A 21,734-nucleotide genomic window follows, 5' to 3' on the forward strand; every position below is an offset into this window, starting at 1 on the left:
CCATGACGGCACTGACCGATCTCATCCAGGAAGGCCGTCGGGTCGGCGACCACCGGCCATGGCCGCGCGCCGCGGTCGACGCCGCCGCCTGGCGGGCGGCGATCGCGCATCTGGCGCGCGGCGACTGGACCCTGCTCGACCTGTGGGGCGAGCCCGACCGGGTCCACATGGCCGTGCTGGACGAGCCGGGCTCCGCGATCGCGACGATCAGCCTGGACTGCCCCGGCCACCGCTTCCCCTCGGTCGCCCGCCACCACCCGCCGGCGCTGCGGCTCGAACGGGCGGCGCGCGACCTGTACGGGCTGGAGCCGGACGGCCTGCCCGATACCCGGCCCTGGCTGGACCACGACCGCTGGGGGCTGCGGCAGCCGCTCGGCGACACCCGGCCGGTCACGGCGCCGGCCCCGCCCTACCGGTTCCTGCCGTCCGAAGGCGAGGGCCTGCACCAGATCCCGGTCGGCCCGGTGCATGCCGGCATCATCGAGCCCGGGCATTTCCGCTTCACCGCCAACGGCGAGACGGTGGTGCGGCTGGAGCAGCGTCTCGGCTACGTCCACAAGGGCATCGAGGGCCTGATCGCCGGATCCGGGATCGACCGGGCCGCGCAGCTGGCCGGCCGGGTCTCCGGCGACAGCACGGTCGCCTACGGCCTGGCCTTCGCGCTGGCGGTCGAGGCAGCCGTGGGGATGCAGGTACCGCCGCGCGCCCGGCTGCTGCGCGCCCTGATGGCGGAGCTGGAGCGGCTGGCCAACCACTTCGGCGACATCGGCGCGATCTGCAACGACGCCGCCTTCGCGATCATGCACGCCCATTGCGGCGTGCTGCGCGAGCGCGTGCTGCGGGCGGCGGAGGCCGCCTTCGGCCACCGGCTGATGCGCGACCGGGTCGTCCCGGGCGGCGTCGCCGGCGACCTGGGCGCCGAGGGCGCCACCGCGATCCGGGCGCTGCTGGCCGAGGCGCATCGCAGCTTCCCGCCGCTGGTCGCGCTGTACGACGAGACCGCCTCGCTGCAGGAACGCACGGTCTCGACCGGGTTCCTCGGGGAGCCGCTGGCCCGGCAGTACGGCGCCGGCGGCTTCGTCGGCCGGGCCTCGGGCCGGACCTTCGACGCCCGCCGCCTGCCCGGCTACACGCCCTATGACGAGTTCGACTTCGAAGTGCCGGTGCGCACCGACGGCGACGTCAACGCCCGGGTCTGGATCCGCATCCAGGAGGTCGGGCAGAGCCTGGCGCTGGTCGAACGGATCCTGGAGCGGCTGGCGGAAGGCGCCGACAGCGGCAGCCCGGTGCTGGCGACCCTGCAGGGCGGCACCGGCGAAGGGTCCGCCCTGGTCGAGGGGTTCCGCGGTGACGTGCTCGCCTGGGTCCGGATCGGCAGCGACGGCATCGTCGAGCGCTGCCGCCTGCGCGACCCGTCCTGGTTCCAGTGGCCGCTGCTGGAGGCCGCGATCGAGGGCAACATCGTCGCGGACTTCCCGCTCTGCAACAAGTCGTTCAACTGCTCCTATTCGGGCCACGACCTCTAGGAGAATGGCCATGCGCAAGTTGCTCCTCGACGGCCTGCTGAGGCGCCCGCTGACCGAACCGGCGCCGGCGGCGGAAGACGGCGCGCTGGCCGAACTGGCCGGCGCGATCCGGCGCCGGCTCGGCCGCAGCCTGTCGATCCGGCAGGTCGACGCCGGCTCCTGCAACGGCTGCGAGCTGGAGATCCACGCGCTGAACAACGCGTTCTACGACCTCGAGCGCTTCGGCATCCGCTTCGTGGCGTCGCCGCGCCACGCCGACGTGCTGCTGGTCACCGGCCCGGTGACGAGGAACATGCGCGAGGCGCTGGAGCGCACCCACGCCGCCACCCCCGACCCGAAATGGGTGGTGGCGGTCGGCGACTGCGCGGTCGACGGCGGGCTGTTCGTCGGCAGCTACGCGGTCGCGGGCGGGGTCTCGTCGGTGGTGCCGGTCGACCTGCACATCCGCGGCTGCCCTCCGTCCCCGACCGCCCTGCTGCGCGGCCTGCTGGCGTTGCTGGAGAAGGCCGAGCGGGGGTGATCGTCACCCACTGGGGCAAGCGTGCCATCGCCCAGAGATTTGAATTTTATACTATTGAAATATTTATAATTATCCTTCATATGATAAGAATCTCAGTATTGCCGGATAAATGATGATCGAGGCAGTGCATCCGTTCTCCGACGAACAGCTGCGGGTGGCTGCCAACCTGCAGCAGCACTACGAGACATGGATCGAGACCGAGCGCGCGCTGGCGGCGCTGCCTTACGGGATGCAGTGGAAGACCGTCTCCGGCAGAAGCTATCTGTATGCGATGGCGGACCGCCGCGGAAACGGCACCAGCCTCGGCCCGCGCTCGCCGGAAACCGAGGCGAGATACCAGGCCTACCAGTCCGAGAAGGCGAGGCTGCAGGACCGCCGTCGGTCCGGCGGAGACAGGCTCGCCGAGACCTGCCGGCTCTACCGGGCACTGCGTCTGCCGATGATCGCCAGCGAGGCCGCGAAGATCCTGCGGGAGGCCGACCGCCGGCAGCTGCTCGGGTCACATCTGCTGGTGATCGGCACCAATGCGATGGCGGCATACGCGCTCGAAGCCGGCGGCCGCATCGGCGATGCCCCCGATGAAACCGACGACTTCGATCTCGCCTGGGCGGGCCGTGAGGAGGCGACGGACGACATCGATGACCGGACGACGCTCTGGGGCCTTCTGAAGGCAGTGGACGGCACCTACACCGTCAACACCGAACGGACCTTTCAGGCACGCAACTCGAAGGCCTACGAGGTCGAGGTCCTGGCGGCGCCATCCCGCATCGAAGGCCTGCGCAGACGCCGGGACCGCCCCGTGCCCGTGCCGCTGCCGGAGCAGGAATGGTTGCTGCTGGGTAAGCCGCTCGGTCGGGTCGTGGTGGCGCGAGACGCGTCGCCGGCCCGTATCGTCGCACCCGATCCGAGATGGTTCGCCCTGCAGAAGCTCTGGCTCGCCGACCAGGCCAAGCGTGACAGCCTCAAGCGCCGGAAGGACAGCATTCAGGGCGCTGCCCTGTTGAGCGCACTGCGCGAAGCGATGCCGCGGTTCGGCCTCGGCCAGGCGTTCGAGTCCGGCATCCCCGACGAACTGCTTCCCTACTACGAGGCTTGGAAGACCGGGACCGCCGGACGGATCGAACGGGACTGGTAGCTATGCGACGCAGGTTGCCGCCACGGCTCCGCGTCACCGCGTTGCCCGGCCCGACCGGCTGACATGCGCGAACGCACACTCGCCAGGGCTGCCGGCGGTGTCATGATGCCCCGGTCCGGAGAGGCACCGAGGATCCCATGCTCGAGCGACTGAGCGGCGACACCCGCCTGTATTTCACCGTCGGCTATCCGATCGCCCAGGTGAAGTCCCCCGGCGGCATCACCCGCGGCTTCGAGGCGCGTGGCGCCAACGCCGTGCTGGTGCCGATCGAGGTACCGGCCGACCGCATCGAGGGCTTCTTCGACCTGGCCGCCGGGGCCGGCAACCTGGACGGCATGGTGGTCACCGTGCCCTACAAGTTCCGGGCCCGTGCCGCCTGCGCCACGGTCTCGCCGCGGGCCGAACTGCTGGGCGCCGCCAACGTCCTGCGCCGCAACCCCGACGGCGGCTGGCACGGCGACATGACCGACGGCATCGGCTTCTGCAACGCGGTGCGGGCCAAGGGTGTCGAGCTGACGGGACGCCGCGCCCTGCTGGTCGGCGCCGGCGGCGCCGGGTCGGCGATCGGCCTGTCGCTGCTGGACGGCGGCGTCGAGCAACTGGCGGTGTTCGACCTGGACGCCGCCCGCCGCGACGCCCTGGTCGGGAAGCTGGCCGGTCGCCACCGCAACGTCTCCGCCGCAACGAGCGCCGACCCGACCGGCTACGGCCTGGTCGCCAACGCCTCGCCGGCCGGCATGCGCCCCGGCGATCCGCTGCCGGTCGACCCCGCCCGGCTGTCGCCGGGCACCCATGTCGGCGACGTGGTCACCGCGCCTTCCGTGCCGCCGCTGATCGTCGCCGCCCGGGCCGCCGGCTGCTCGACCAACACCGGCACCGAGATGTACGAGGCCCAGATCGACGTCATCGCCGACTTCCTGCTCGGCCGCGATTGAAACACGAACCAACGAACCGGAGGACCCCATGCAGCGCCGAACCCAGGCGTTCCTCGCCATCTGGCACGACATCGACCCGGCGATGGAGGCCGACTGGCACCGCTGGCACACCTACGAGCACATGCCCGAGCGGGTCGGCATCCCGGGCTTCCTGGCCGGTCGCCGCTACATGAGCGCCGACGCCCCGGAGCACCGCTGCTTCACCCTGTACGAGGGCGCCGACCTGTCGGTGTTCAACAGCCCGGCCTATCTCGAGCGCCTGAACGCGCCGACCGACTGGACCCGCAAGGTGGCGCCGGCGTTCCGCAACTTCATGCGCGGCGCCTGCCGCCGCCTGGCCACCGCCGGGGCCGCGAACGGCTATGCCGGCAGCGTGCTGACCATCCGGCTTGAGCCGGACGGCGAGGTCGACGAGGCGGCAACCGGGGCGCTGGTCGAGCGGATCGCCGGGATCGACGGCATCGTCGGCGCCCATGTCGGCGCCTGCGACCGCGGCGTCACCCGGACCGAGACCAACGAACGCGCCCTGCGCAGCGCCACCGGCGAGCAGTCGCTGGACGGGGTCGTGGTGGTCGAGGCCTACGACCACGCCACCCTCGAGGCGGCTGCCGCCGAGATCTCGGACATGGTCGGCGAAGCCGCCTGCGGGTTCCGCCCGGGCGCGCGCCAGACCTACACCCTGGCGTATCTGCTGCAGGAGTGACGCGATCGCGCTGTGGTAGGCTGGGCTCCACCATCGAGAAGGGAGGGAGCCATGCGAACGATCCGTGCGGCGGTACTGGGCCTGGGGCTGATCCTGGCGCCGGTTGCCGCGTCGGCCCAGACAGGCGCCCAGACAGGCGCCCAGACCCCCGCCCCGGCGGCGGCCGGCGGCTGGAGCACCGCCGCCACCCTCGCGGTCGGGACCGGCGCGGTGCTGGGGGTGGTCGCGATCAACGCGGCGACCGGCGGCGCCCTGCTGGTGCCGCTTGCCGGCCCGGCGGTGTCCAACGCGCTGGGCGGCAACCTGCTCGGCGCCGCGGCGCTGTCGCCGGCGGCGCGCCAGGCCCTGTGCCGGACCGTCACGCTGCTGGCCACCGCCACGGCGGGCGCAGCGCTCGGCTACTGGATCGTCAGCGAGTAGCGAACCGAGACCGGCTTCAGTGCGGGTGCTTGGCCGGCGCGCCGCTTGGCGCGATCAGGTAGTCGTAGGCCCACATCGACGCGACACCGCTCGCCACCGCCGCGGTCACCGCCGCGGTGGTCACCGGCATCACCGCGAACATGTAGCCGGCCATGGCTCCCATCGAGACATACATGGTCCGCATCACGTCGTCCGCCTCGGCGGTCGACGCGCCGGCCGATCCGCCGAGCCAGCCCTCGGTCGGGGCCGGCGCAGCGACCGTGCCGGGGGCCGCGGACGTCTGTGCCGCCTGCGCCGACACCGTCGCCGGGGCCAGGGCGACCGCCGCCAGCAGCAGCAGCGCCGTCATCAAGCCACGCATTGCCGTCGCTCCGTTCTGGATTCCCCAACACAATCGGATGGCAGCATCGCCGAAATGGCGCCCGGCGGCCAGTCAGAACGCATCCCGGCCGCTGCCACATCGGTCATCCCAGGGAGTCAGCCCAGGGGGGTCAGCCCAGGGGGTCAGCCGCGGGCCTCGCGGATCGCCCGCCAGACCCGCTCCGGGGTGGCCGGCATGTCGATATGGGTGATCCCGAACGCCGCCAGCGCGTCGACCAGGGCGTTCATCACCGCCGGCAGCGACCCGGCGCAGCCCGCCTCGCCGCAGCCCTTGACGCCGAGCGGGTTGCTGGTCGCCGGCACCGAGCGGGTGCCGAAGGCGAACATCGGCGCATCGGTCGCCCGCGGGACCGCGTAGTCCATGTAGCTGCCGGTCAGCACCTGGCCGTCGCCGTCGAACACGCAACGCTCCATCAGCGCCTGGCCGATGCCCTGGACGATGCCGCCATGGGCCTGGCCCTCGACCAGCATCGGGTTCACCACGGTGCCGAAGTCGTTGACCATGTGGTAGCGCACCACCTCGACCACGCCGGTGTCCGGGTCGACCTCGACCTCGGCGACGTGGCAGCCGTTCGGGAACGCCGACGGCGCGCCCGCGTGCACATGCCGGACGTCCAGGCTGCGCGGCAGGTCGGCGGGCAGGTCGATCCCGGCGCGCAGCTTCTCGGCGATCTCCATGATACCGATCGAGCGGTCGGTGCCGGCGATCGAGAATCTGCCCGCCTTGAACTCGATATCGGGAACCGCCGCCTCCAGCAGGTGGCCGGCGATCCGCCTGCCGGCCTCGATCACCTTGTCGCTAGCCTCCGCGATGGCGGCGCCGCTGGCCATGATCGACTTCGACCCGCCGGTGCCGCCGCCGGCGATCAGTTCGTCGCTGTCGCCCTGCAGCAGCAGGATCTTCCCGAACGGCACGCCGAGCCGGCTGTGCAGCACCTGGGCGAAGGCCGACCAGTGGCCCTGGCCGTAGTCCAGCGTGCCGGTGACGATGGTGACGGTGCCGTCGTCCTCGAACCGGATGCCGCCCATTTCGTTCAGCGGCGGGGCGGTCACCTCCAGGTAGTCGCCGATGCCCAGGCCGCGCAGCCGGCCGCGCGCGCTGCTCTCGGCCTTGCGCTTCTCGAAGCCGTCCCAGTCGGCGAACGCGACCGCCTGCTCCATCAGGGCGGTGAACTCGCCGCTGTCGTAGGTCAGGCCCGAGCAGGTGTCGTAGGGCATGGCCTCGGGCGGGATATGGTTGCGGCGGCGCAGCTCGACCCGGTCGATCCCCAGTTCGCGGGCCGCAGTGTCGACCAGCCGCTCCATGTAGTAGTTGCTCTCGGGCCGCCCGGCGCCGCGGTAGGCGCTGACCGGCGAGGTGTTGGTAAACACACAACGGGATATCACCTCCAGCGCCGGCACCCGGTACACGCTGGTGACGTTCTTGACGACGTTCAGGGTCGCCGCGACCGGGCTGACCTGGCCGACATAGGCGCCCATGTTGCCGAACCCGTCGATCCGCACCGCCAGGAACCGGCCGTCGGCGTCGAGCGCCAGTTCCGCGGTCATGTCGTGGTCGCGGCCGGCCTGGTCGGCCAGGAAGCTCTCGGACCGGTCGGAAGTCCACTTCACCGGCCGGCCGAGCGCCCGGGCGGCGTGAAACAGCGCCAGATATTCCGGATACACGAAGGCCTTCATGCCGAACGAGCCGCCGACGTTGCCGGTCAGCACCCGGACCCTGGCCCGGTCGACCTTCAGGATGTCGTCGGCCAGCAGGTTGCGCAGCCCGAACGCGCCCTGGGAGCCGAGCCGGATCGTCCACTTGTCCTCGCCCGGATCGTACTCGGCGATCGCGGCGCGCGGCTCCAGCGCCGAGACGATCACCCGGTTGTTGCGGATATCAAGGCGGGTGACATGGGCGGCCGCGGAGAACGCCTTCGCGACCGCGTCGGCGTCGCCGTATCGGTAGTCGAGCACGACGTTGTTCGGGGTCTCGTCGTACAGCCGCGGCGCACCGTCGGCGGCGGCCTCCCGGGCCTCGGTCACCGCCGGCAGCGGGTCGATGTCGAGCGCTACGGCCTCGGCGGCGTCGCGCGCCTGCGCCGGGGTCTCGGCGACCACGATCGCCACCGGGTCGCCGACGAACCGCACCCGGTCGGTCGGAAACGCCGGGCGCATCGGGTTGCGCATGTCCGAGCCGTCGGCGTTCTTCAGCGGCGCCGCGCAGCGGATCCGGCCGTAGCCGGCGGCCTCCAGGTCGGCGCCGGTGTAGATGCCGAGCACGCCCGGCATCGCCAGCGCGTCGTCCAGGTCGATGCCATTGAGCACGCCGTGGGCGACCGACGAGCGCACGAACACGCCGTAGGCCTGGCCGTCGCGGTTCAGGTCGTCGGTGTAGCGGCCCTGCCCGGTCAGCAGGGTCGGGTCCTCGTTGCGCGGCACCGGCTGGCCGATCCCGAACTTCATGGTGGCCAGTTCGGTCTCGTCGAGGATCGCGTTCACGGCATGCCTCCTGGGTCGCGGGCCGGGTGCCCGCGCCGCAGGCTAGACGATCGCCGCGGGCACCGCCCACCCCTCCGGATACAAAAGACTCATGCCGTGTCGGAGACGGTCTCCAGCCGCTCCAGCCGGCCGTGCACCAGGTCGGGGATCGCCGCCGCCACCCGCTCGGGCGGCCAGTCCCACCAGGCCAGATCCAGCAGCCGGGCGACCGTGGCGTCGTCGTAGCGCCGGTGCACGATGCGGGCCGGGTTGCCGGCCACCACCGCGTATGCCGGCACGTCGCGGGTCACCACCGCGCGGGTGCCGATCACCGCGCCGCTGCCGATCGTCACCCCCGGCATCACCAGGCTCTCGTAGCCGAACCACACGTCGTGGCCGACCACGGTGTCGCCGCGGACGGGAACAGGCAGCTCGTGGACCGGCAGCCGCTCGGCCCAGTCGCCGCCGAAGATCGGGAACGGGTAGGTGGTGGCGCCTTCCATGGCGTGGTTGGCGTCCGGCATGACGAAGGTGGTGCCGGACGCCAGCGCGCAGTAACGGCCGATCGTCAGCCGGGCGCCGCTGAATCCGTGATTGTAGCGGATGTTGCGCTCGAAGAACGGCAGCGGGTCCTCGACGTCGTCGTAGTAGCTGTAGGCGCCGACCGCGACGTTGTCCGGCCGGCCGGATTCGGCCAGACGACGGTCCAGCAGCGGCTTCAGGAACACCGTGCGGTCGTGGCCGGCCAGTGGGTACAGGGCATCGGGATCGGGGCCGGACAACGGCTACTCCCTGAACGGGCCGTTGCGGTTGGCGAGCGGCGGCTGCGGCAGGCCGCGCACCACTTCCATCAGGCCCTCGCCATAGGCCCGGCGCAGCTCCGACATGAACGGATCGTCCTCGGTGTACTGCGACAGGTTGGCGGTGCTGAAGCTGTCGGCCTCGTAGCACAGCATGTCGATCGGCGGGCCGACCGACAGGTTGCTGCGCATGGTGGCGTCGAACGACAGCAGCGCCAGCTTGGCGGCCTCGGCCAGCGACAGGTCGTCGTGCAAGGCCCGGTCCAGGATCGGCTTGCCGTACTTGGTCTCGCCGATCTGCAGGAACGGGCTGCGCGGCGTCGCCTCGACGAAGTTGCCGGCGGTATAGACCTGGAACAGCCGCGGCGGCTCCCCCTTGATCTGGCCGCCGACCAGGAAGGTGCCGCCCGGATCCCCGAACGGGCGCACGAAGTCGGCGTCGCGGGCCAGCACCTCGCGCAGCACCGCGCCGACGATCTGCGCCACCTCGAACATCGAGCCCTGGACGAACAGGTCGCGCGCCGGGTCGCCGGTGTCGAGGTTCTGCTGCAGGATCGTGGTCACCGCCTGGGTGGTCGCCAGGTTGCCGGCCGACAGCACGGCGATCACGATCGAGTCCGGCCGATGGAACAGCGACAGCTTGCGGACCGTGGCGATCTGGTCGATGCCGGCGTTGGTCCGCGAATCGGACGCCAGCACCAGGCCGGCCGGCAGCGACACACCGAGGCAATAGGTCATTCGTGTTCTCCCTCGACGCCGTCCGGGTTCGGCTTCCGCGGCCGGATCGGTTCGACGGCCAGCATGCCCCCGCGGTTGCCCGGCATGGAACCGGAAAGCTTTACTGTCGCTTGAATCGCCCTGCAGGGACCGCTAGCGTCGACGCACGTGACCGACGCATCCCGGGCCTCGACCCGGCGGCGATTGGGATCGTCCGCCGGGTTCGTCCAGATGCTGCCGCGGCCCAATTCCGGGTCGACGGGTTCGGTCGTCCGAACGGAGGTCACCATGCCGGTCCTCGCCCCTTCCTCGCCTCCGTCCGGGCCGGCCGCCCCGGAGCCGGTCACCGACCCGGACGAACCGCGTCCGCTCGACCTGGACGAGCAGCGCCGACGGGCCCGCGAACTGCAGCGGGCGGTGGCCTTCGGCGAACCGGCGGCCCTGGCGCGCCTGCGGACCGGTCACCCGCGCGCCGTCGGCGTCACGGGCGACGCCCTGGCTGACATCCTCGGGCATGTCGACGACGCCCAGTTGGTGATCGCCCGCGAACTCGGACTGCCGAGCTGGCCGGCCCTGGTGGCGCATGCCGGCCGCCTGGCGGAAGCCCGGCGGGCCCTGACGAACGGCGACGCCGCGCCGGACGGCGACCGGTCGACCCTGCACCTGCGCTGCGGCTCCGACATCCGCGACGCCCTGCAACTGGCCGGGTTCGCCGGCGACTTCCTGGAGTTCTCCGACCCGCTGTGCCAGGGACCGGTACCCGGGACCGGCGACCTGCGCGCGGCGCGGGCCCGTTTCGTGTCCGAGACCTACGGCCTGCCGGCCGACGACGTAAAGCGCCGACAGGACGCCGAGGCCGAGGGGCTGACCGAGGCCGCCGGACGCTACGAGCGGGTGGTGCTGTGGTTCGAGCACGACTCCTACGACCAGTTGATCCTGGCCCGGGTGCTGGCCCATTTCGCCGAGCACGGCCGGCCGGTGGCGCTGGAGCTCATCTGCCTCGACCGGTTCCCGCAGATCGACCGCTTCATCGGACTCGGGCAGCTCAGCCCGGTCGAGCTGCGCAGTCTGTGGTCGACCCGGGTGCCGGTGCCCGACACCCAGCTGGCGCTCGGCACCGAGGTCTGGGCGGCACTGCGGGCGCCGGATCCGGAAACCCTGCACGCCATCGCCAGCGCCGGCACGCCGGAACTGCCGGCCATGGCGCCGGCCCTGCGTCGGCACCTGCAGGAGTTGCCCTGGACGACCGACGGGCTGTCCCAGACCGAGCGGCTGGTGCTGGCGGCGCTGCGGCCGGAACCGGCGACGGGCGGCCGGGTGTTCCGCACCCTGCACGACGAGACCGAACCGCTGCCGTTCCTGGGCGACCTGATGCTGTGGGCCGTGCTCGCAGCGATGAACCGGGCCGAGCGACCGCCCTTCGCGGTCGACCCGGCGACCGCACTGGAACCGTGGCCGCACCGGCGGCTGGTGCTGACCTATGACGGCCACGACGTGCTCGACCGCCGGGTCGACTGGCTCGCCTGCCGGCCGCCGGAGCGCTGGGTCGGCGGCGTGGCGATCAGGCCCGATGCGGACCCGTGGCGCTGGTGCCCGGATCGAGAGGCCCCGGTGCAGCCTTGAGGAAACACGCCGCCGGATATCGCGCATGGACCTGACCCCGACCCTCGAGCGCATCGCCGAGCGGGTCCGGCCGCATCTCGCCGAGGGCAAGGTCGCCGGCTACATACCGGCGCTCGCCCGGGTCGATCCGCAGCGTTTCGGGATCGCGGTGGTGTCGGTCGACGGCCGGGTCTCGACCGCCGGCGACGCCCGGGTGCCGTTCTCGGTCCAGAGCATCTCCAAGGTCTTCACCCTCACCCTGGCACTCGACAAGGTCGGCTCGGAGCTGTGGACGCGGATCGGCCGCGAGCCGTCCGGATCGGCGTTCAACTCGATCGTTCAGCTCGAGCGCGAGGGCGGGATTCCGCGCAACCCGTTCATCAACGCCGGCGCCATCGCCGTCACCGACGTGCTGCTGGAGGGCCGGCCGCCGCAGGCGGTGATCGACGAGATCCTGGCCTTCCTGCGCCGCCGCGCCGACGACCCGGCCGTGGCGATCGACGAGGAGGTCGCCCGCTCGGAGGCCGATACCGGGCACCGCAACTACAGCCTGGCGCACTTCCTCGCCAGTTTCGGCCGGTTACGCAACCCGGTGGACTCCGCACTGTCGGTCTACTTCCACCAGTGCGCCCTCGCCATGACCTGCGTGCAACTGGCCCGTGCCGGCCTCTTCTTGGCGGCGGCCGGGCACGACCCGCTGAGCGGCGAGCGGGTGGTGGCGCCGGAGCGGGCCCGGCGGATCAACGCGCTGATGCTGACCTGCGGCCACTACGACGCGTCGGGCGACGTCGCGTTCCGGATCGGCCTGCCCGGCAAGAGCGGGGTCGGCGGCGGCATCCTGGCGGTGGTGCCGAAGCGCGCCGCCATCGCGGTGTGGTCGCCGGGCCTCAACGCCAACGGCAATTCGCATGCCGGCACCATCGCGCTGGAGATGCTCGCGGCCGAGATGGGATGGAGCGTGTTCTGAACACGCCGCTCAGCGGATCGCCGAGCGGGCGGTTGGCGCCAGCCGCAGGGTTTCGACCGGACGCGACAGCGCGGCATCCATCTCCGCCGACGCCAGCCGCCAGGCCGGCGACCGCGCCAGCGCCGCCAGATGGCGGTCGTAGGCCGCCCGGTCGAGAAATGCCGCCAGCCGGACCAGCACCCGCGCGCCCTCGCGGACCGGCAGCCGCGGATAGCCGTTGGCGGCCGGCTCGGTGACCAGGGTCGCCAGCGCCGGCGCCCCGGCGGCGCGCAGGGCGGGGTCGACCAGCCGCTGGTGGAACGCCAGGAAGCCGTCCTCGGCGGAAGCGTCGAGATGGCAGATGGTGGCGGTCACCAGGGTCGGCGGCAGCGCCGCCGCCCCCACCGGCGGCCGCGTGCCGGGCCGTCGCAGCCCCATGCCCGGGCCGGCCGGGCGTAGCAGCAGCACGTCGTCGGTGTCCACCATCGTCGCACGGGCGGCATCGCGGTGCGCAGCCCATACCGGGCCGTCGTAGAACGCGGTCAGCGACCGGGCCCGCGCCGTCATGTCCGGAAACCCGCGCAGCCACACGAACCGCTCCGGGTCGTCCAGGTCGCGGAACTGACCGAGCACGCTCATGCCCTCGGCCTCCTGGGTCTCGACGAACTCGCGTTCGAACAGGTCGATCAGCGTGTCCCGGCTGCCCGGCTTCAGGGTGTACTGGCGTAGTTCGACCACCGCGTCGGCGGCGGTCTGCGGTCGCGCCGGCACTGTCTCCAGAACGTCCATCGTCGTCTCCCTCGCCCGCCGGGCCGCCCCGGCACTCGGATGTCGCTACACGCACCTCGTGTCAGGGTCTGTCAGCAGCAACGCCGGGGCGCCGCCCTCGTTTCGCCCCGCCCTGTACCGAATTCGCCCCTGGGTTGTCCGACACCGGCCGCATTGCCGCGACACCGTCGACCCATTGCGTTCCATCCAATGGGGGAGGACCCGGATGAAAGTGACCACCATGCGCGCCGGACTGGCAGCGGCGCTCCTGACCACCGCCCTGCTCGCCGCCTGCGAGTCGGGTCCGGACGGATCCGTCGCAGACGGGATATCGACAAGTTCGGGCGCTTCCGCCCCGGTCGGCGCCAGTTCCGTCGCCCGCGCCGCGTCCGGGCCGACCGTGCTCGGATTCCAGCCACAGGGCCTCTACGCCCCCGCAGCGCCGCCGGCCGCGATCGGCGGCGAACGCTACCAGCCGTTCGACGCCAACCCGGTCCGGCTCGCCGCCGAGCACCCGGTCTCGACCTTCTCGGTCGACGTCGACACCGGCTCCTACAGCAATGTCCGGCGCCTGCTGAACGCCGGCGAAATGCCGCCGGCCGACGCGGTCCGGGTCGAGGAGATGATCAACTATTTCGACTACGGCTACGTCCGACCGACCGACCGCGAGGCGCCGTTCGCCGTCACCACGGAGGTGGGCAGGACGCCGTGGAACCCGGACAGCTACCTGCTGCAGATCGGCATCAAGGGATACGACATCGATCGCGCGTCGCGGCCGCCGGTCAACTTGGTGTTCCTGGTCGACGTCTCCGGGTCGATGCACAGCGCCGACAAGCTGCCGCTGCTGGTGCAGAGCCTGAAGATGCTAACCGACCAGCTGACGGCCGCCGACCGGATCGCAATCGTCACCTATTCGGGCCGGGCGGGTGTCGCGCTCGAAACCACGCCCGGCGACCGCAAGGCCGAGATCCGTACCGTGCTCGACGGCCTTCAAGCCGGCGGCGCTACCGCCGGTGGCGACGGCCTGCAGCGCGCCTACGCGCTCGCCGAGCAGGCGCGGATCGACGGTGGCGTGAACCGGGTGCTGCTGGCGACCGACGGCGACTTCAATGTCGGGATCTCCGACGTCGACCGGCTCAAGGAGCTGATCTCGGCGAAGCGCGACGGCGGCATCACCCTGACCACCTTGGGCTTCGGGACCGGCAACTACAACGAAGCCCTGATGGAGCAGATCGCCGACGTCGGCAACGGCAACTATGCCTACATCGACGGCCTCGCCGAGGCCCGCAAGGTGCTGGTCAACGAGATGAGCTCGACGCTGTTCACGATCGCCCGCGACGTGAAGATCCAGGTCGAGTTCAACCCGGCCGTGATCGCCGAGTACCGGCTGGTCGGCTTCGAGAACCGCCTGCTGAAACGCGCGGACTTCAACAACGACAAGGTCGACGCCGGCGAGATCGGGGCCGGGCACACGGTCACCGCGCTGTACGAGATCGTGCCGGCCGGCGGCCGCACCGCCGTCGATCCGCTGCGTTACGGCGGAGCGGCGGCCGGACCGGCGACGCCGGACACCGCCGAGTTCGCCTTCCTGAAGCTGCGCTACAAGCTGCCGGGACAGGCCGCCAGCATCCTGATGCAGCAACCGCTGGCGGCCAGCCGTCTCGCGTCGGCCGGCAGCGGCACGCCGAGCGCCGACCTGCGGTTCGCGGCGGCGGTCGCCGCGTTCGGCCAGATCCTGCGCGGCGGCCGGCACACCGGCAGCTTCGACTACGACGACGTGCTGACCCTGGCCCGCGACGCCCGCGGCGACGATCCGCTCGGCTACCGCGCCGGCTTCCTGACCCTGGTCGACCTGGCCAAGGGGCTGGACGGCTCCTGACCGACGCGGCGGCGGCGTCGCCCGGCGGGCGGCGCCGTCAGCTGACCTTGAACAGCTTGTGCTGGCGGTTGCGGGTGTAGGGCCGGACCTCGCTCGGCCAGCGCCCGCGCTCGACCGCGGCCGCCCATTCCGGGCTCAGCACCACGTCCGGGCTCTCGATCTCGTAGATCGCGGTGTAGCGCGGGCCCTCGAACGGCATCTCGCGGCGCTCGCCGCCCAGCATCATGGCCAGCGGCTCGGCGGTGGCGCGGGTAACCGACAGCACGCCGGGCACCTCGAGCAGGAACGGCACATGCTCCTGGTCGTAGACCTCGTTGAAGATCGCGTCGTGGTCGGGATCGACGTCCATGCTGGCCATCAGGACGTAGCGGGCGGTGATCGGCATTGCGGGTTCTCCTATCGGGTCAGGCAGGGTTCGGGACGGGCGCGCCGGAGTCCCGCCGCCGCCCGAATTGCAGCAGCAGGAACAGGGCGATCGCCGAATTGACGAGGTTCCAGGCGAGGCCGTTCAGGAACGCCGCCTGGTAGGACAGGGTCAGGTCGTACAGCGCGCCGGACATCCAGCCGCCGAGCGCCATGCCGAGCAGGGTCGCCGACAGCACCAGGCCGACCCTCGTGCCGGCCTGCGCCGGCGGGAAGAACTGCCGGATGATCAGCGCATAGGTCGGCACGATGCCGCCCTGGGACAGCCCGAACAGCGCCGACACGATATACAGCGCCCCGACCCCGTCGAACGGCAGGAACAGCAGCAGCGACAGCGCCTGCAGCGCCGAGGCGAGCAGCAGGGTCGGCAGCGGGCCGATCCGGTCGGCGATCCAGCCGAAGGCCAGCCGGCTGACGATGCCGGTCCCGAGCATCAGCGACAGCATCTCGGCGCCGCGGGCGGTGCCGTAGCCGAGGTCGGCGCAGTAGGCGACGATATGGACCTGCGGCATCGCCATGGCGACGCAGCAGGCGATGCCGGCCAGCATCAGCAGGGTCTGCAGGGTCTGCGGCGACATCGGCGGACGCGCGGTGCCTCGCTGCGGCGTCGCCGTCGGCGGCACCGAGGCCAGGGTCGCCGGCGCCCGCCGGCGCAGGGTCGCCGACAGCGGCAGCAGGGTCACGAAGCAGAACACCGCGATCGCCAGGTGGGCGTCGCGCCAGCCCCAGTTGTCGATCATCGCCTGCACGATCGGCGGCCAGACCGTGCCGGCGAGATAGCTGCCACTGGCCCCGATCGCGACCGCGATGCCGCGGCGGCGCACGAACCACAACGAGACGTCGGAGATGATCGGGCCGAAGGTCGCGGAGCTGCCGAGCAGGCCGATCAGAAGGCCCTGGGCGGCCATGAACTGCCAGAGGCTGGTCGCCTGGCTGGACAGGGCATAGCCGAGCGCCAGCGCGACCGTGCCGCCGCGCAGCGGCACCAGGATGCCGAACCGGTCGGCGAGCCGCCCCATGGCGATGCCGCCGACCGCGAAGCCGATCATGGTCAGGGTGTAGGGCAGCGACGCATCGGCGCGGGCCACCTGGAACTCGGCCTCGACGGCCGGCAGCGTCACCACCACCGACCACAGGCCGACACCGCCGATCATGCTGACCAGCAGCGACATGGCGAGCCGGTACCAGGCGTAGGCGCTATCGGCCCCGCCGGCCGGCGCCTCCCCTTCGGGGGCACGACTGGCCGTCGTCACGATCCGTCCTCTCAGGAACGGGCATCCGGAGCGGGAAATGCCGCCCGGACGGCCCGATTGCAGTGGCCGACACGTTATCGGGGCCGGCGGAGTCGCACAACCGCCCCGGACGCGATGGACTCATGCCGGTTTAACCATTTGGTAAGCACCCCGGCATATCGTGAAAAGGGAAATTCAAGTGTACGTAATACTTATAAAAAGCCGCTGATCTCGAAGATCCCGTAAGGACTCGACCGGCCGGGCACTGTGGCCCTAGAACGGCTGGCAGACATGACTTTTCGCTGAGGCAAGGAGCAGATCGTGACCACCGTCCCGACCCGGATTTCCATGGCCGTCACCTTCAAGGCCAAGTTGTATATCCTGATGCTCATCGTCTGTGTCGCGCTGGCCGCGGTGTCGGGCGCCGCGGTCTACGGATCCGGTCGGATGGCGCAGGCCGGCGACAGCCTCGGCGGCGCGGTGCGGAACTTCCAGTTCGGCTCGCGGGTGTCGCTGCTGGTCGAGAAGCAGCGCGGCTTCGTCACCGGCGCCGCCGCCGAGCTCGATCTAGACCGGCAGGCCTCGCTGCGCGAGCAGTTCGTGGCGACCATGGCGACGTTCCAGGAGACCCTGGCGACGGCGCGCGAGACGGCGGACGCGGAGACCGCCGCGTCGATCGACGACATCGCCGCCAAGCTCGAGCCGGTCAACTCGACCGGCACCCAGGTCTTCGACTTCGCCAACAGCTTCGCCCAGGTCCAGGCCAACGAGCTGATCAACGGCGACTACGGCGCCAGCGTGAACGCGATCTCCGAGGCGGTCGGCGCCATGCTGGACGCCAACCGCGCGAAGGCCGAGGCGGCGGGAACCGAGCTCACCACGTCGCGCAACCTGCTGCAGGCCGTGGTCCTGGCGGTCGCCGGCGGTGCCGCCGCGGTCGTGCTGGCACTCGGCCTGTGGCTGGTGCGCGCGATGACCGGCCGGATCGCGGCGCTGACCTCCGTCATGCAGCGGCTGGCCGACCAGGATCTCACGGTCGAGGTGCCGTCCAGCGAGGACCGCGACGAGATCGGCGTCATGGCCGGCACCGTGCAGGTGTTCAAGGACAGCATGCTCGAGGCCGGGCGGATCCGCAGCGAGCAGGACCAGGTGAAGGCTCGCAACGAGGCCGAGAAGCGCGCCGCCATGCAGCGCCTCGCCGACGAGTTCGAGGCCAGCGTCACCGGCGTCGTGGAGATCGTGTCGTCGGCCTCGACCGAGCTGCAGTCGACCGCCCAGTCGATGTCGGCGACCGCCGAGGAGACCAGCCGGCAGTCGCAGGCGGTGGCCAGCGCCTCCGAGCAGGCCTCGACCAACGTTCAGTCGGCGGCCAGCGCCGCCGAGGAGCTGTCCTCGTCGATCTCCGAGATCAGCCGCCAGGTCACCGAGTCGACCCGGATCGCCGGCGACGCCACCGAGCAGGCGTCGCGCACCAACACCCAGATCCACGGCCTCGCCGAGGCGGCCCAGCGGATCGGCGACGTGGTCAAGCTGATCAACGACATCGCCGGCCAGACCAACCTGCTGGCCCTGAACGCGACCATCGAGGCGGCGCGCGCCGGCGATGCCGGCAAGGGCTTCGCGGTGGTCGCCTCGGAGGTCAAGAGCCTGGCCAACCAGACGGCGACGGCGACCGAGGAGATCAGCTCGAAGATCGCCGAGATGCAGGCCGCCACCGACCAGTCGGTGCAGGCGGTACGGCTGATCGGGCAGACCATCGAGCAGATCAACGAGATCGCCACCGCCATCGCCTCGGCAGTCGAGCAGCAGGGGGCCGCGACCCGCGAGATCGCCCGCAACGTGCAGGAGGCCTCGACCGGCACCCACGACGTGTCGTTCACCATCGCCGAGGTCACCCGCTCGGCGACCGACACCGGCTCGGCGTCGCACCAGGTGCTGGAGGCGGCCGGCGAGCTGTCGCGCAACGCCGAGACCCTGCGCGGCCAGGTCGACGGCTTCCTCGCGCGCATCCGGGCGACGTAGGATCATCGGCACGGGAGGGGCCGCACCGGCCCCTCCCCCCGCTCTCGCCGCGAGGGGCCGATGAACACGGACCACGATACCCGCCGGGACACCGCCGCCCCGCCCTTCCCCAATCTCCTGGCCCCGATCGACGTCGGCGGGCGGACGCTGCGCAACCGCACCGCCCTGGTCGCGACCGTGACCAACTACGCCCGGGCCAATCGGATCACCGACCGCTGGATCGACTTCCTGGTCGAGCGCGCCCGGGGCGGGACCGGCATGGTGATCACCGAGGTCATCGCCGTCGATCCCGACGCCAAGGCGCAGGGCTCCACCGTCACCGGCTACGATGACGACAACGTCGAGGGCTTCCGCCGCGCCGCGCGCGAGACCGAGGCCGCCGGCGCCTGCCTCGTCGGGCAGCTCTGGCACCCCGGCCGCCAGCAGCTGTGGCTGCCGGGGGTATCGCCGAAGGGCGTGTCCGACCAGCCGGACGCCTACAGCTGGACCGTCCCGCACGTGATGACCGAGGCCGAGCTGAGCCATGTGGCGGACGCCTATGTCGCGGTGGCCGAGCGGCTCCGGAACTGCGGCTTCGGCGGAGTCGAGCTGCACGGCGCGCACGGCTACCTGATCACCCAGATCCTGTCCCCCTGGTCGAATACCCGGACCGACCGCTACGGCGGCTCGACGGAACGGCGTGCGAGCTTCGTGCGGCAGGTGGCCGAGGGCATCCGCAGGCGCTGCGGGGCGGGCTTCGTGCTCGGCCTGAAGATGCCCGGCGACGAGGGGGTGGCCGGCGGCATCGACCCCGAGGAGGCGTCGCGGATCACGGCGCACCTCGCCGAGACCGGGCTGCTCGACTACTTCGCCTACAGCCAGGGCAATTTCAGCCTCAGCCTCGAGCAGCACGTTCCCGACCTGTACTTCCGCGCCGGCCATTTCATCGACATCCACAAGCAGATCAGGCCGCACGCCAAGGGCGTGCCGGTGATGGCGGTCGGCCGTATCAACACGCCCGAACTCGCCGAGCGGATCGTCGCCGAAGGCTATGCCGATCTCGTCGGCATGTGCCGCGCCCTGCTGGCCGATGCCGCCTTCGTCGCCAAGGCGGCGGCCGGCCGGCCGGAGGAGATCCGCCCGTCGGTCTACGACAACCAGGCCTGGGGCGAGATCCACGCCGGCAAGCCGCTGGAGGAGCCCCAGAACCCGCGCCTCGGGCTGAAGGGCGAGGCCGGCTGGCGGCCGGAACCGGCGCCGCGCAGCCGCCACGTGGTGGTGGTCGGCGCCGGCCCCGCCGGGCTCGAGGCCGCCTGGGTCGCCGCCGCCCGCGGCCATCGGGTGACGCTGTTGAGCGCCGGCGACGCGATCGGCGGGCACTACCGTCACGAGGCGGGACTGCCGGACCGCCGCGAGCTCGGCCTGCTGCTGGATCACTACCGCCGGCTCCTGGAGCGCCACGGCGTCGAGGTTCGGCTGTCGGCCCGGGCCACCAGGGACGCCGTCCTGGCGCTCGCGCCCGACCACGTCGTGCTGGCGACCGGCGCCGTGCAGCGCCGGCCGCCGGGCGTCGGCGACACCGAAGCAGCCGTGTCGGGGCAGCGGGCGATGGCCCTGCTGGCGTGCGGCACCGGGCCGGTCGGCCGGGACGGCACCGTCGCGGTGTACGACCACGACCACGGACCGAGCACCTATGCGCTCGTCGACGAACTGGCGAAGACGGCGCGGCGGCTGGTGCTCCTGACCCCTCGTCCGTCCCTCGCGCGGGCGGTGAACCATTGCAGCGCGATCGGCGTGCATCGCCGGCTCTATGCGGCCGGGGTCGAGATCGTCCACGCCGCCGAGATCGAAGGCTACGTCGACGGCACGCTCACCTGGCGCAATCCCTACACCGGCGCGCCGGGCCGCATCGACGGCGTCGACCTGCTGGTCTACTCGACGCCGCGGCAGGCGCAGGACGCGCTCGCGGCACCGCTGCGCGACGCCGGCATCGGGGTCTCGCTGGTCGGCGACGCGATGTCGCCGCGCAACCTGATCACCGCCATCCACGAGGGACACGCGGTCGGCAACACCCTCTGAGAAAAACGGGCGGAATCCTCTCGGATCCCGCCCAGTGGGCTCCTCCCCGGGAAGGGAACCTACTTCACGCGGCCCTCGCGCCAGGCCGTCGGCGAGCTTTCGCTAAACCCAGCGGAACACCACGCCGGCGTAGACCAGCGCGATGACCAGCGGCGCCCACAGCGGCGTGCCCACCAGGCCCAACCACGCCAGGAAGATGAAGGCGCTGCCCAGCAGCGAAATGAACAGGCGGTCGCCGCGCGTCGTGTCGAGCCCGAGGATGCCGTGCCGCGGGCCGCCGCCGGGCGACCGGTACTCCCACGCCGTCATGCCGGCCAGGCACAGAAAGATGAAGGCGAAGAACGCGAAGGTCGGCCAGGTCCAGGCCATCCAGGCGAAGAGCGATGTCCCCTGCATAGCGTCCCCCGTCACACCCGGCCCAGGGCGAAGCCCTTGGCGATGTAGTTGCGCACGAAGTAGATGACCACCGCCCCCGGGATCAGCGTCAGCGATCCGGCGGCGGCGAGGAGGCCGAGCTGGTATCCCGACGTACTCGCCGTCTTGGTCATCAGGGCGGCGATCGGCTTGGCTGCGACCGAGGTCAGGGTCTTTGCCAGCAGCAGTTCCACCCACGAGAACATGAAGCAGAAGAAGCACGCGACACCGATCCCGGCCGCGATCGTCGGGATGAAGATCACGATGAAGAACCGCCAGAACGGGTAGCCGTCGACATAGGCGGTCTCGTCCAGTTCCTTCGGCACGCCGGACATGAAGCCCTCGAGGATCCACACCGCCAGCGGGATGTTGAACAGCATGTGGGCGAGTGCCACGGCGAACGGGGTGTCGAACAGCCCGACCGCCGAGTACAGCTGGTAGAACGGCAGCGCGAACACCGCCGGGGGTGCCATGCGGTTGGTCAGCAGCCAGAAGAACAGGTGCTTGTCGCCCAGGAACCGGTAGCGCGAGAACGCGTAGGCAGCCGGCAGCGCCACCGCCACCGACAGCACGGTGTTCAGGAAGACGTACTCGATCGAGGCGATGTAGCCGTTGTACCAGGTCGGATCGCTGAAGATGACCCGGTAGTTCTCCAGCGTGAAGCTGTGCGGCCACAGGGTGAATCCACCGAGGATCTCGTTCGTGGTCTTGAACGACATGTTCAGGAGCCAGTAGATCGGCAGCAGCAGGAAGACGATGTAGAGGGTAGGCACCCAAGATCGCGCGCGCATGG

The 21,734-nt window shown here is 71.3% G+C and carries 21 protein-coding genes; 11 read left to right on the forward strand and 10 right to left on the reverse strand.

The features are described 5' to 3' along the window. The first annotated feature begins 2 nt into the window (after positions 1-2). The 6 genes from RIC31_RS21870 (at position 3) to RIC31_RS21895 (ending at position 5,239) form a co-directional block, all read left to right on the forward strand. Positions 3-1,526: a hydrogenase large subunit gene (locus RIC31_RS21870; protein ID WP_350112893.1), complete on the forward strand. Its 1,524-nt coding sequence runs from the start codon at positions 3-5 to the stop codon at positions 1,524-1,526. A gap of 10 nt (positions 1,527-1,536) precedes the next feature. Further along, positions 1,537-2,046, forward strand: a complete 510-nt coding sequence (locus RIC31_RS21875) for an NADH-quinone oxidoreductase subunit B family protein (RefSeq protein ID WP_350112896.1) — start codon at positions 1,537-1,539, stop codon at positions 2,044-2,046. A gap of 112 nt (positions 2,047-2,158) precedes the next feature. After that, the gene (locus RIC31_RS21880) at positions 2,159-3,181 is read left to right on the forward strand and encodes a GSU2403 family nucleotidyltransferase fold protein (RefSeq protein ID WP_350112899.1); all 1,023 of its coding nucleotides are present in this window, start codon (positions 2,159-2,161) and stop codon (positions 3,179-3,181) included. A gap of 137 nt (positions 3,182-3,318) precedes the next feature. Then, on the forward strand, positions 3,319-4,116 hold the full coding sequence (locus RIC31_RS21885) for a shikimate dehydrogenase family protein (protein WP_350112902.1): 798 nt from the start codon (positions 3,319-3,321) through the stop codon (positions 4,114-4,116). A gap of 28 nt (positions 4,117-4,144) precedes the next feature. Further along, on the forward strand, positions 4,145-4,819 hold the full coding sequence (locus tag RIC31_RS21890; protein WP_350112905.1) for a hypothetical protein: 675 nt from the start codon (positions 4,145-4,147) through the stop codon (positions 4,817-4,819). Between the two features lie 51 nt (positions 4,820-4,870). Then, positions 4,871-5,239 carry a hypothetical protein gene (locus RIC31_RS21895; protein WP_350112908.1) on the forward strand — a complete coding sequence of 123 codons (369 nt, stop codon included), beginning with the start codon at positions 4,871-4,873 and terminating at the stop codon, positions 5,237-5,239. Between the two features lie 16 nt (positions 5,240-5,255). Here the strand turns inward: RIC31_RS21895 and RIC31_RS21900 are convergent, their stop codons facing one another. The 5 genes from RIC31_RS21900 to RIC31_RS21920 all read right to left on the reverse strand — a co-directional run bounded on the left by RIC31_RS21900 (position 5,256) and on the right by RIC31_RS21920 (position 9,887). Continuing rightward, on the reverse strand, positions 5,256-5,600 hold the full coding sequence (locus RIC31_RS21900; RefSeq protein WP_350112911.1) for a hypothetical protein: 345 nt from the start codon (positions 5,598-5,600) through the stop codon (positions 5,256-5,258). A gap of 143 nt (positions 5,601-5,743) precedes the next feature. Next, positions 5,744-8,101 (reverse strand): xanthine dehydrogenase family protein molybdopterin-binding subunit, encoded by a 2,358-nt coding sequence (locus RIC31_RS21905; RefSeq protein ID WP_502990141.1) that lies wholly within the window; start codon positions 8,099-8,101, stop codon positions 5,744-5,746. 89 nt (positions 8,102-8,190) lie between these two features. Beyond that, positions 8,191-8,862 carry a CatB-related O-acetyltransferase gene (locus tag RIC31_RS21910; protein WP_350112914.1) on the reverse strand — a complete coding sequence of 224 codons (672 nt, stop codon included), beginning with the start codon at positions 8,860-8,862 and terminating at the stop codon, positions 8,191-8,193. Between the two features lie 3 nt (positions 8,863-8,865). Continuing rightward, entirely contained in the window at positions 8,866-9,618 is a 753-nt protein-coding gene (locus tag RIC31_RS21915) for a proteasome-type protease (RefSeq protein ID WP_350112917.1), read from the reverse strand. Next, positions 9,615-9,887 carry a hypothetical protein gene (locus tag RIC31_RS21920; RefSeq protein ID WP_350112920.1) on the reverse strand — a complete coding sequence of 91 codons (273 nt, stop codon included), beginning with the start codon at positions 9,885-9,887 and terminating at the stop codon, positions 9,615-9,617. Before RIC31_RS21920 ends, RIC31_RS21915 begins: the two co-directional genes overlap by 4 nt. Between RIC31_RS21920 and RIC31_RS21925 the strand changes: the two genes are divergently transcribed. Continuing rightward, positions 9,886-11,220: a DUF1835 domain-containing protein gene (locus tag RIC31_RS21925; RefSeq protein WP_350112923.1), complete on the forward strand. Its 1,335-nt coding sequence runs from the start codon at positions 9,886-9,888 to the stop codon at positions 11,218-11,220. The genes RIC31_RS21920 and RIC31_RS21925 overlap by 2 nt on opposite strands. 25 nt (positions 11,221-11,245) lie before the next feature. After that, entirely contained in the window at positions 11,246-12,166 is a 921-nt protein-coding gene (locus RIC31_RS21930) for a glutaminase (RefSeq protein WP_350112926.1), read from the forward strand. Between the two features lie 9 nt (positions 12,167-12,175). On the opposite strand, the gene RIC31_RS21935 is transcribed toward RIC31_RS21930, so the two are convergent. Continuing rightward, positions 12,176-12,934 carry an NIPSNAP family protein gene (locus RIC31_RS21935; protein WP_350112929.1) on the reverse strand — a complete coding sequence of 253 codons (759 nt, stop codon included), beginning with the start codon at positions 12,932-12,934 and terminating at the stop codon, positions 12,176-12,178. Positions 12,935-13,139: 205 nt separating this feature from the next. Here RIC31_RS21935 and RIC31_RS21940 point away from each other — a divergent pair, with 205 nt between their 5' ends. After that, the gene (locus RIC31_RS21940; protein WP_350112932.1) at positions 13,140-14,792 is read left to right on the forward strand and encodes a vWA domain-containing protein; all 1,653 of its coding nucleotides are present in this window, start codon (positions 13,140-13,142) and stop codon (positions 14,790-14,792) included. A gap of 37 nt (positions 14,793-14,829) precedes the next feature. Here the strand turns inward: RIC31_RS21940 and RIC31_RS21945 are convergent, their stop codons facing one another. Together RIC31_RS21945 and RIC31_RS21950 are read right to left on the reverse strand one after the other, a co-directional pair. Beyond that, positions 14,830-15,177, reverse strand: coding sequence for a hypothetical protein (locus tag RIC31_RS21945; protein ID WP_350112935.1), 348 nt, complete (start codon positions 15,175-15,177; stop codon positions 14,830-14,832). Between the two features lie 19 nt (positions 15,178-15,196). Continuing rightward, positions 15,197-16,468, reverse strand: coding sequence for an MFS transporter (locus RIC31_RS21950; protein WP_350112938.1), 1,272 nt, complete (start codon positions 16,466-16,468; stop codon positions 15,197-15,199). A gap of 300 nt (positions 16,469-16,768) precedes the next feature. Here RIC31_RS21950 and RIC31_RS21955 point away from each other — a divergent pair, with 300 nt between their 5' ends. Further along, the gene (locus RIC31_RS21955) at positions 16,769-18,469 is read left to right on the forward strand and encodes a methyl-accepting chemotaxis protein (RefSeq protein ID WP_350112941.1); all 1,701 of its coding nucleotides are present in this window, start codon (positions 16,769-16,771) and stop codon (positions 18,467-18,469) included. A gap of 60 nt (positions 18,470-18,529) precedes the next feature. After that, positions 18,530-20,527, forward strand: a complete 1,998-nt coding sequence (locus tag RIC31_RS21960) for an oxidoreductase (RefSeq protein ID WP_350112944.1) — start codon at positions 18,530-18,532, stop codon at positions 20,525-20,527. A gap of 102 nt (positions 20,528-20,629) precedes the next feature. Here RIC31_RS21960 and RIC31_RS21965 read toward each other — a convergent pair whose 3' ends face one another. Both RIC31_RS21965 and RIC31_RS21970 read right to left on the reverse strand, forming a co-directional pair. Further along, positions 20,630-20,923, reverse strand: a complete 294-nt coding sequence (locus RIC31_RS21965; RefSeq protein WP_350112947.1) for a DUF2160 domain-containing protein — start codon at positions 20,921-20,923, stop codon at positions 20,630-20,632. Between the two features lie 11 nt (positions 20,924-20,934). Then, positions 20,935-21,732 (reverse strand): carbohydrate ABC transporter permease, encoded by a 798-nt coding sequence (locus tag RIC31_RS21970; RefSeq protein ID WP_350112950.1) that lies wholly within the window; start codon positions 21,730-21,732, stop codon positions 20,935-20,937. Positions 21,733-21,734: the final 2 nt, after the last annotated feature.

Source organism: Thalassobaculum sp. (assembly GCF_040219615.1).
In the GTDB taxonomy this organism is placed as follows: Bacteria; Pseudomonadota; Alphaproteobacteria; order Thalassobaculales; family Thalassobaculaceae; genus Thalassobaculum_A.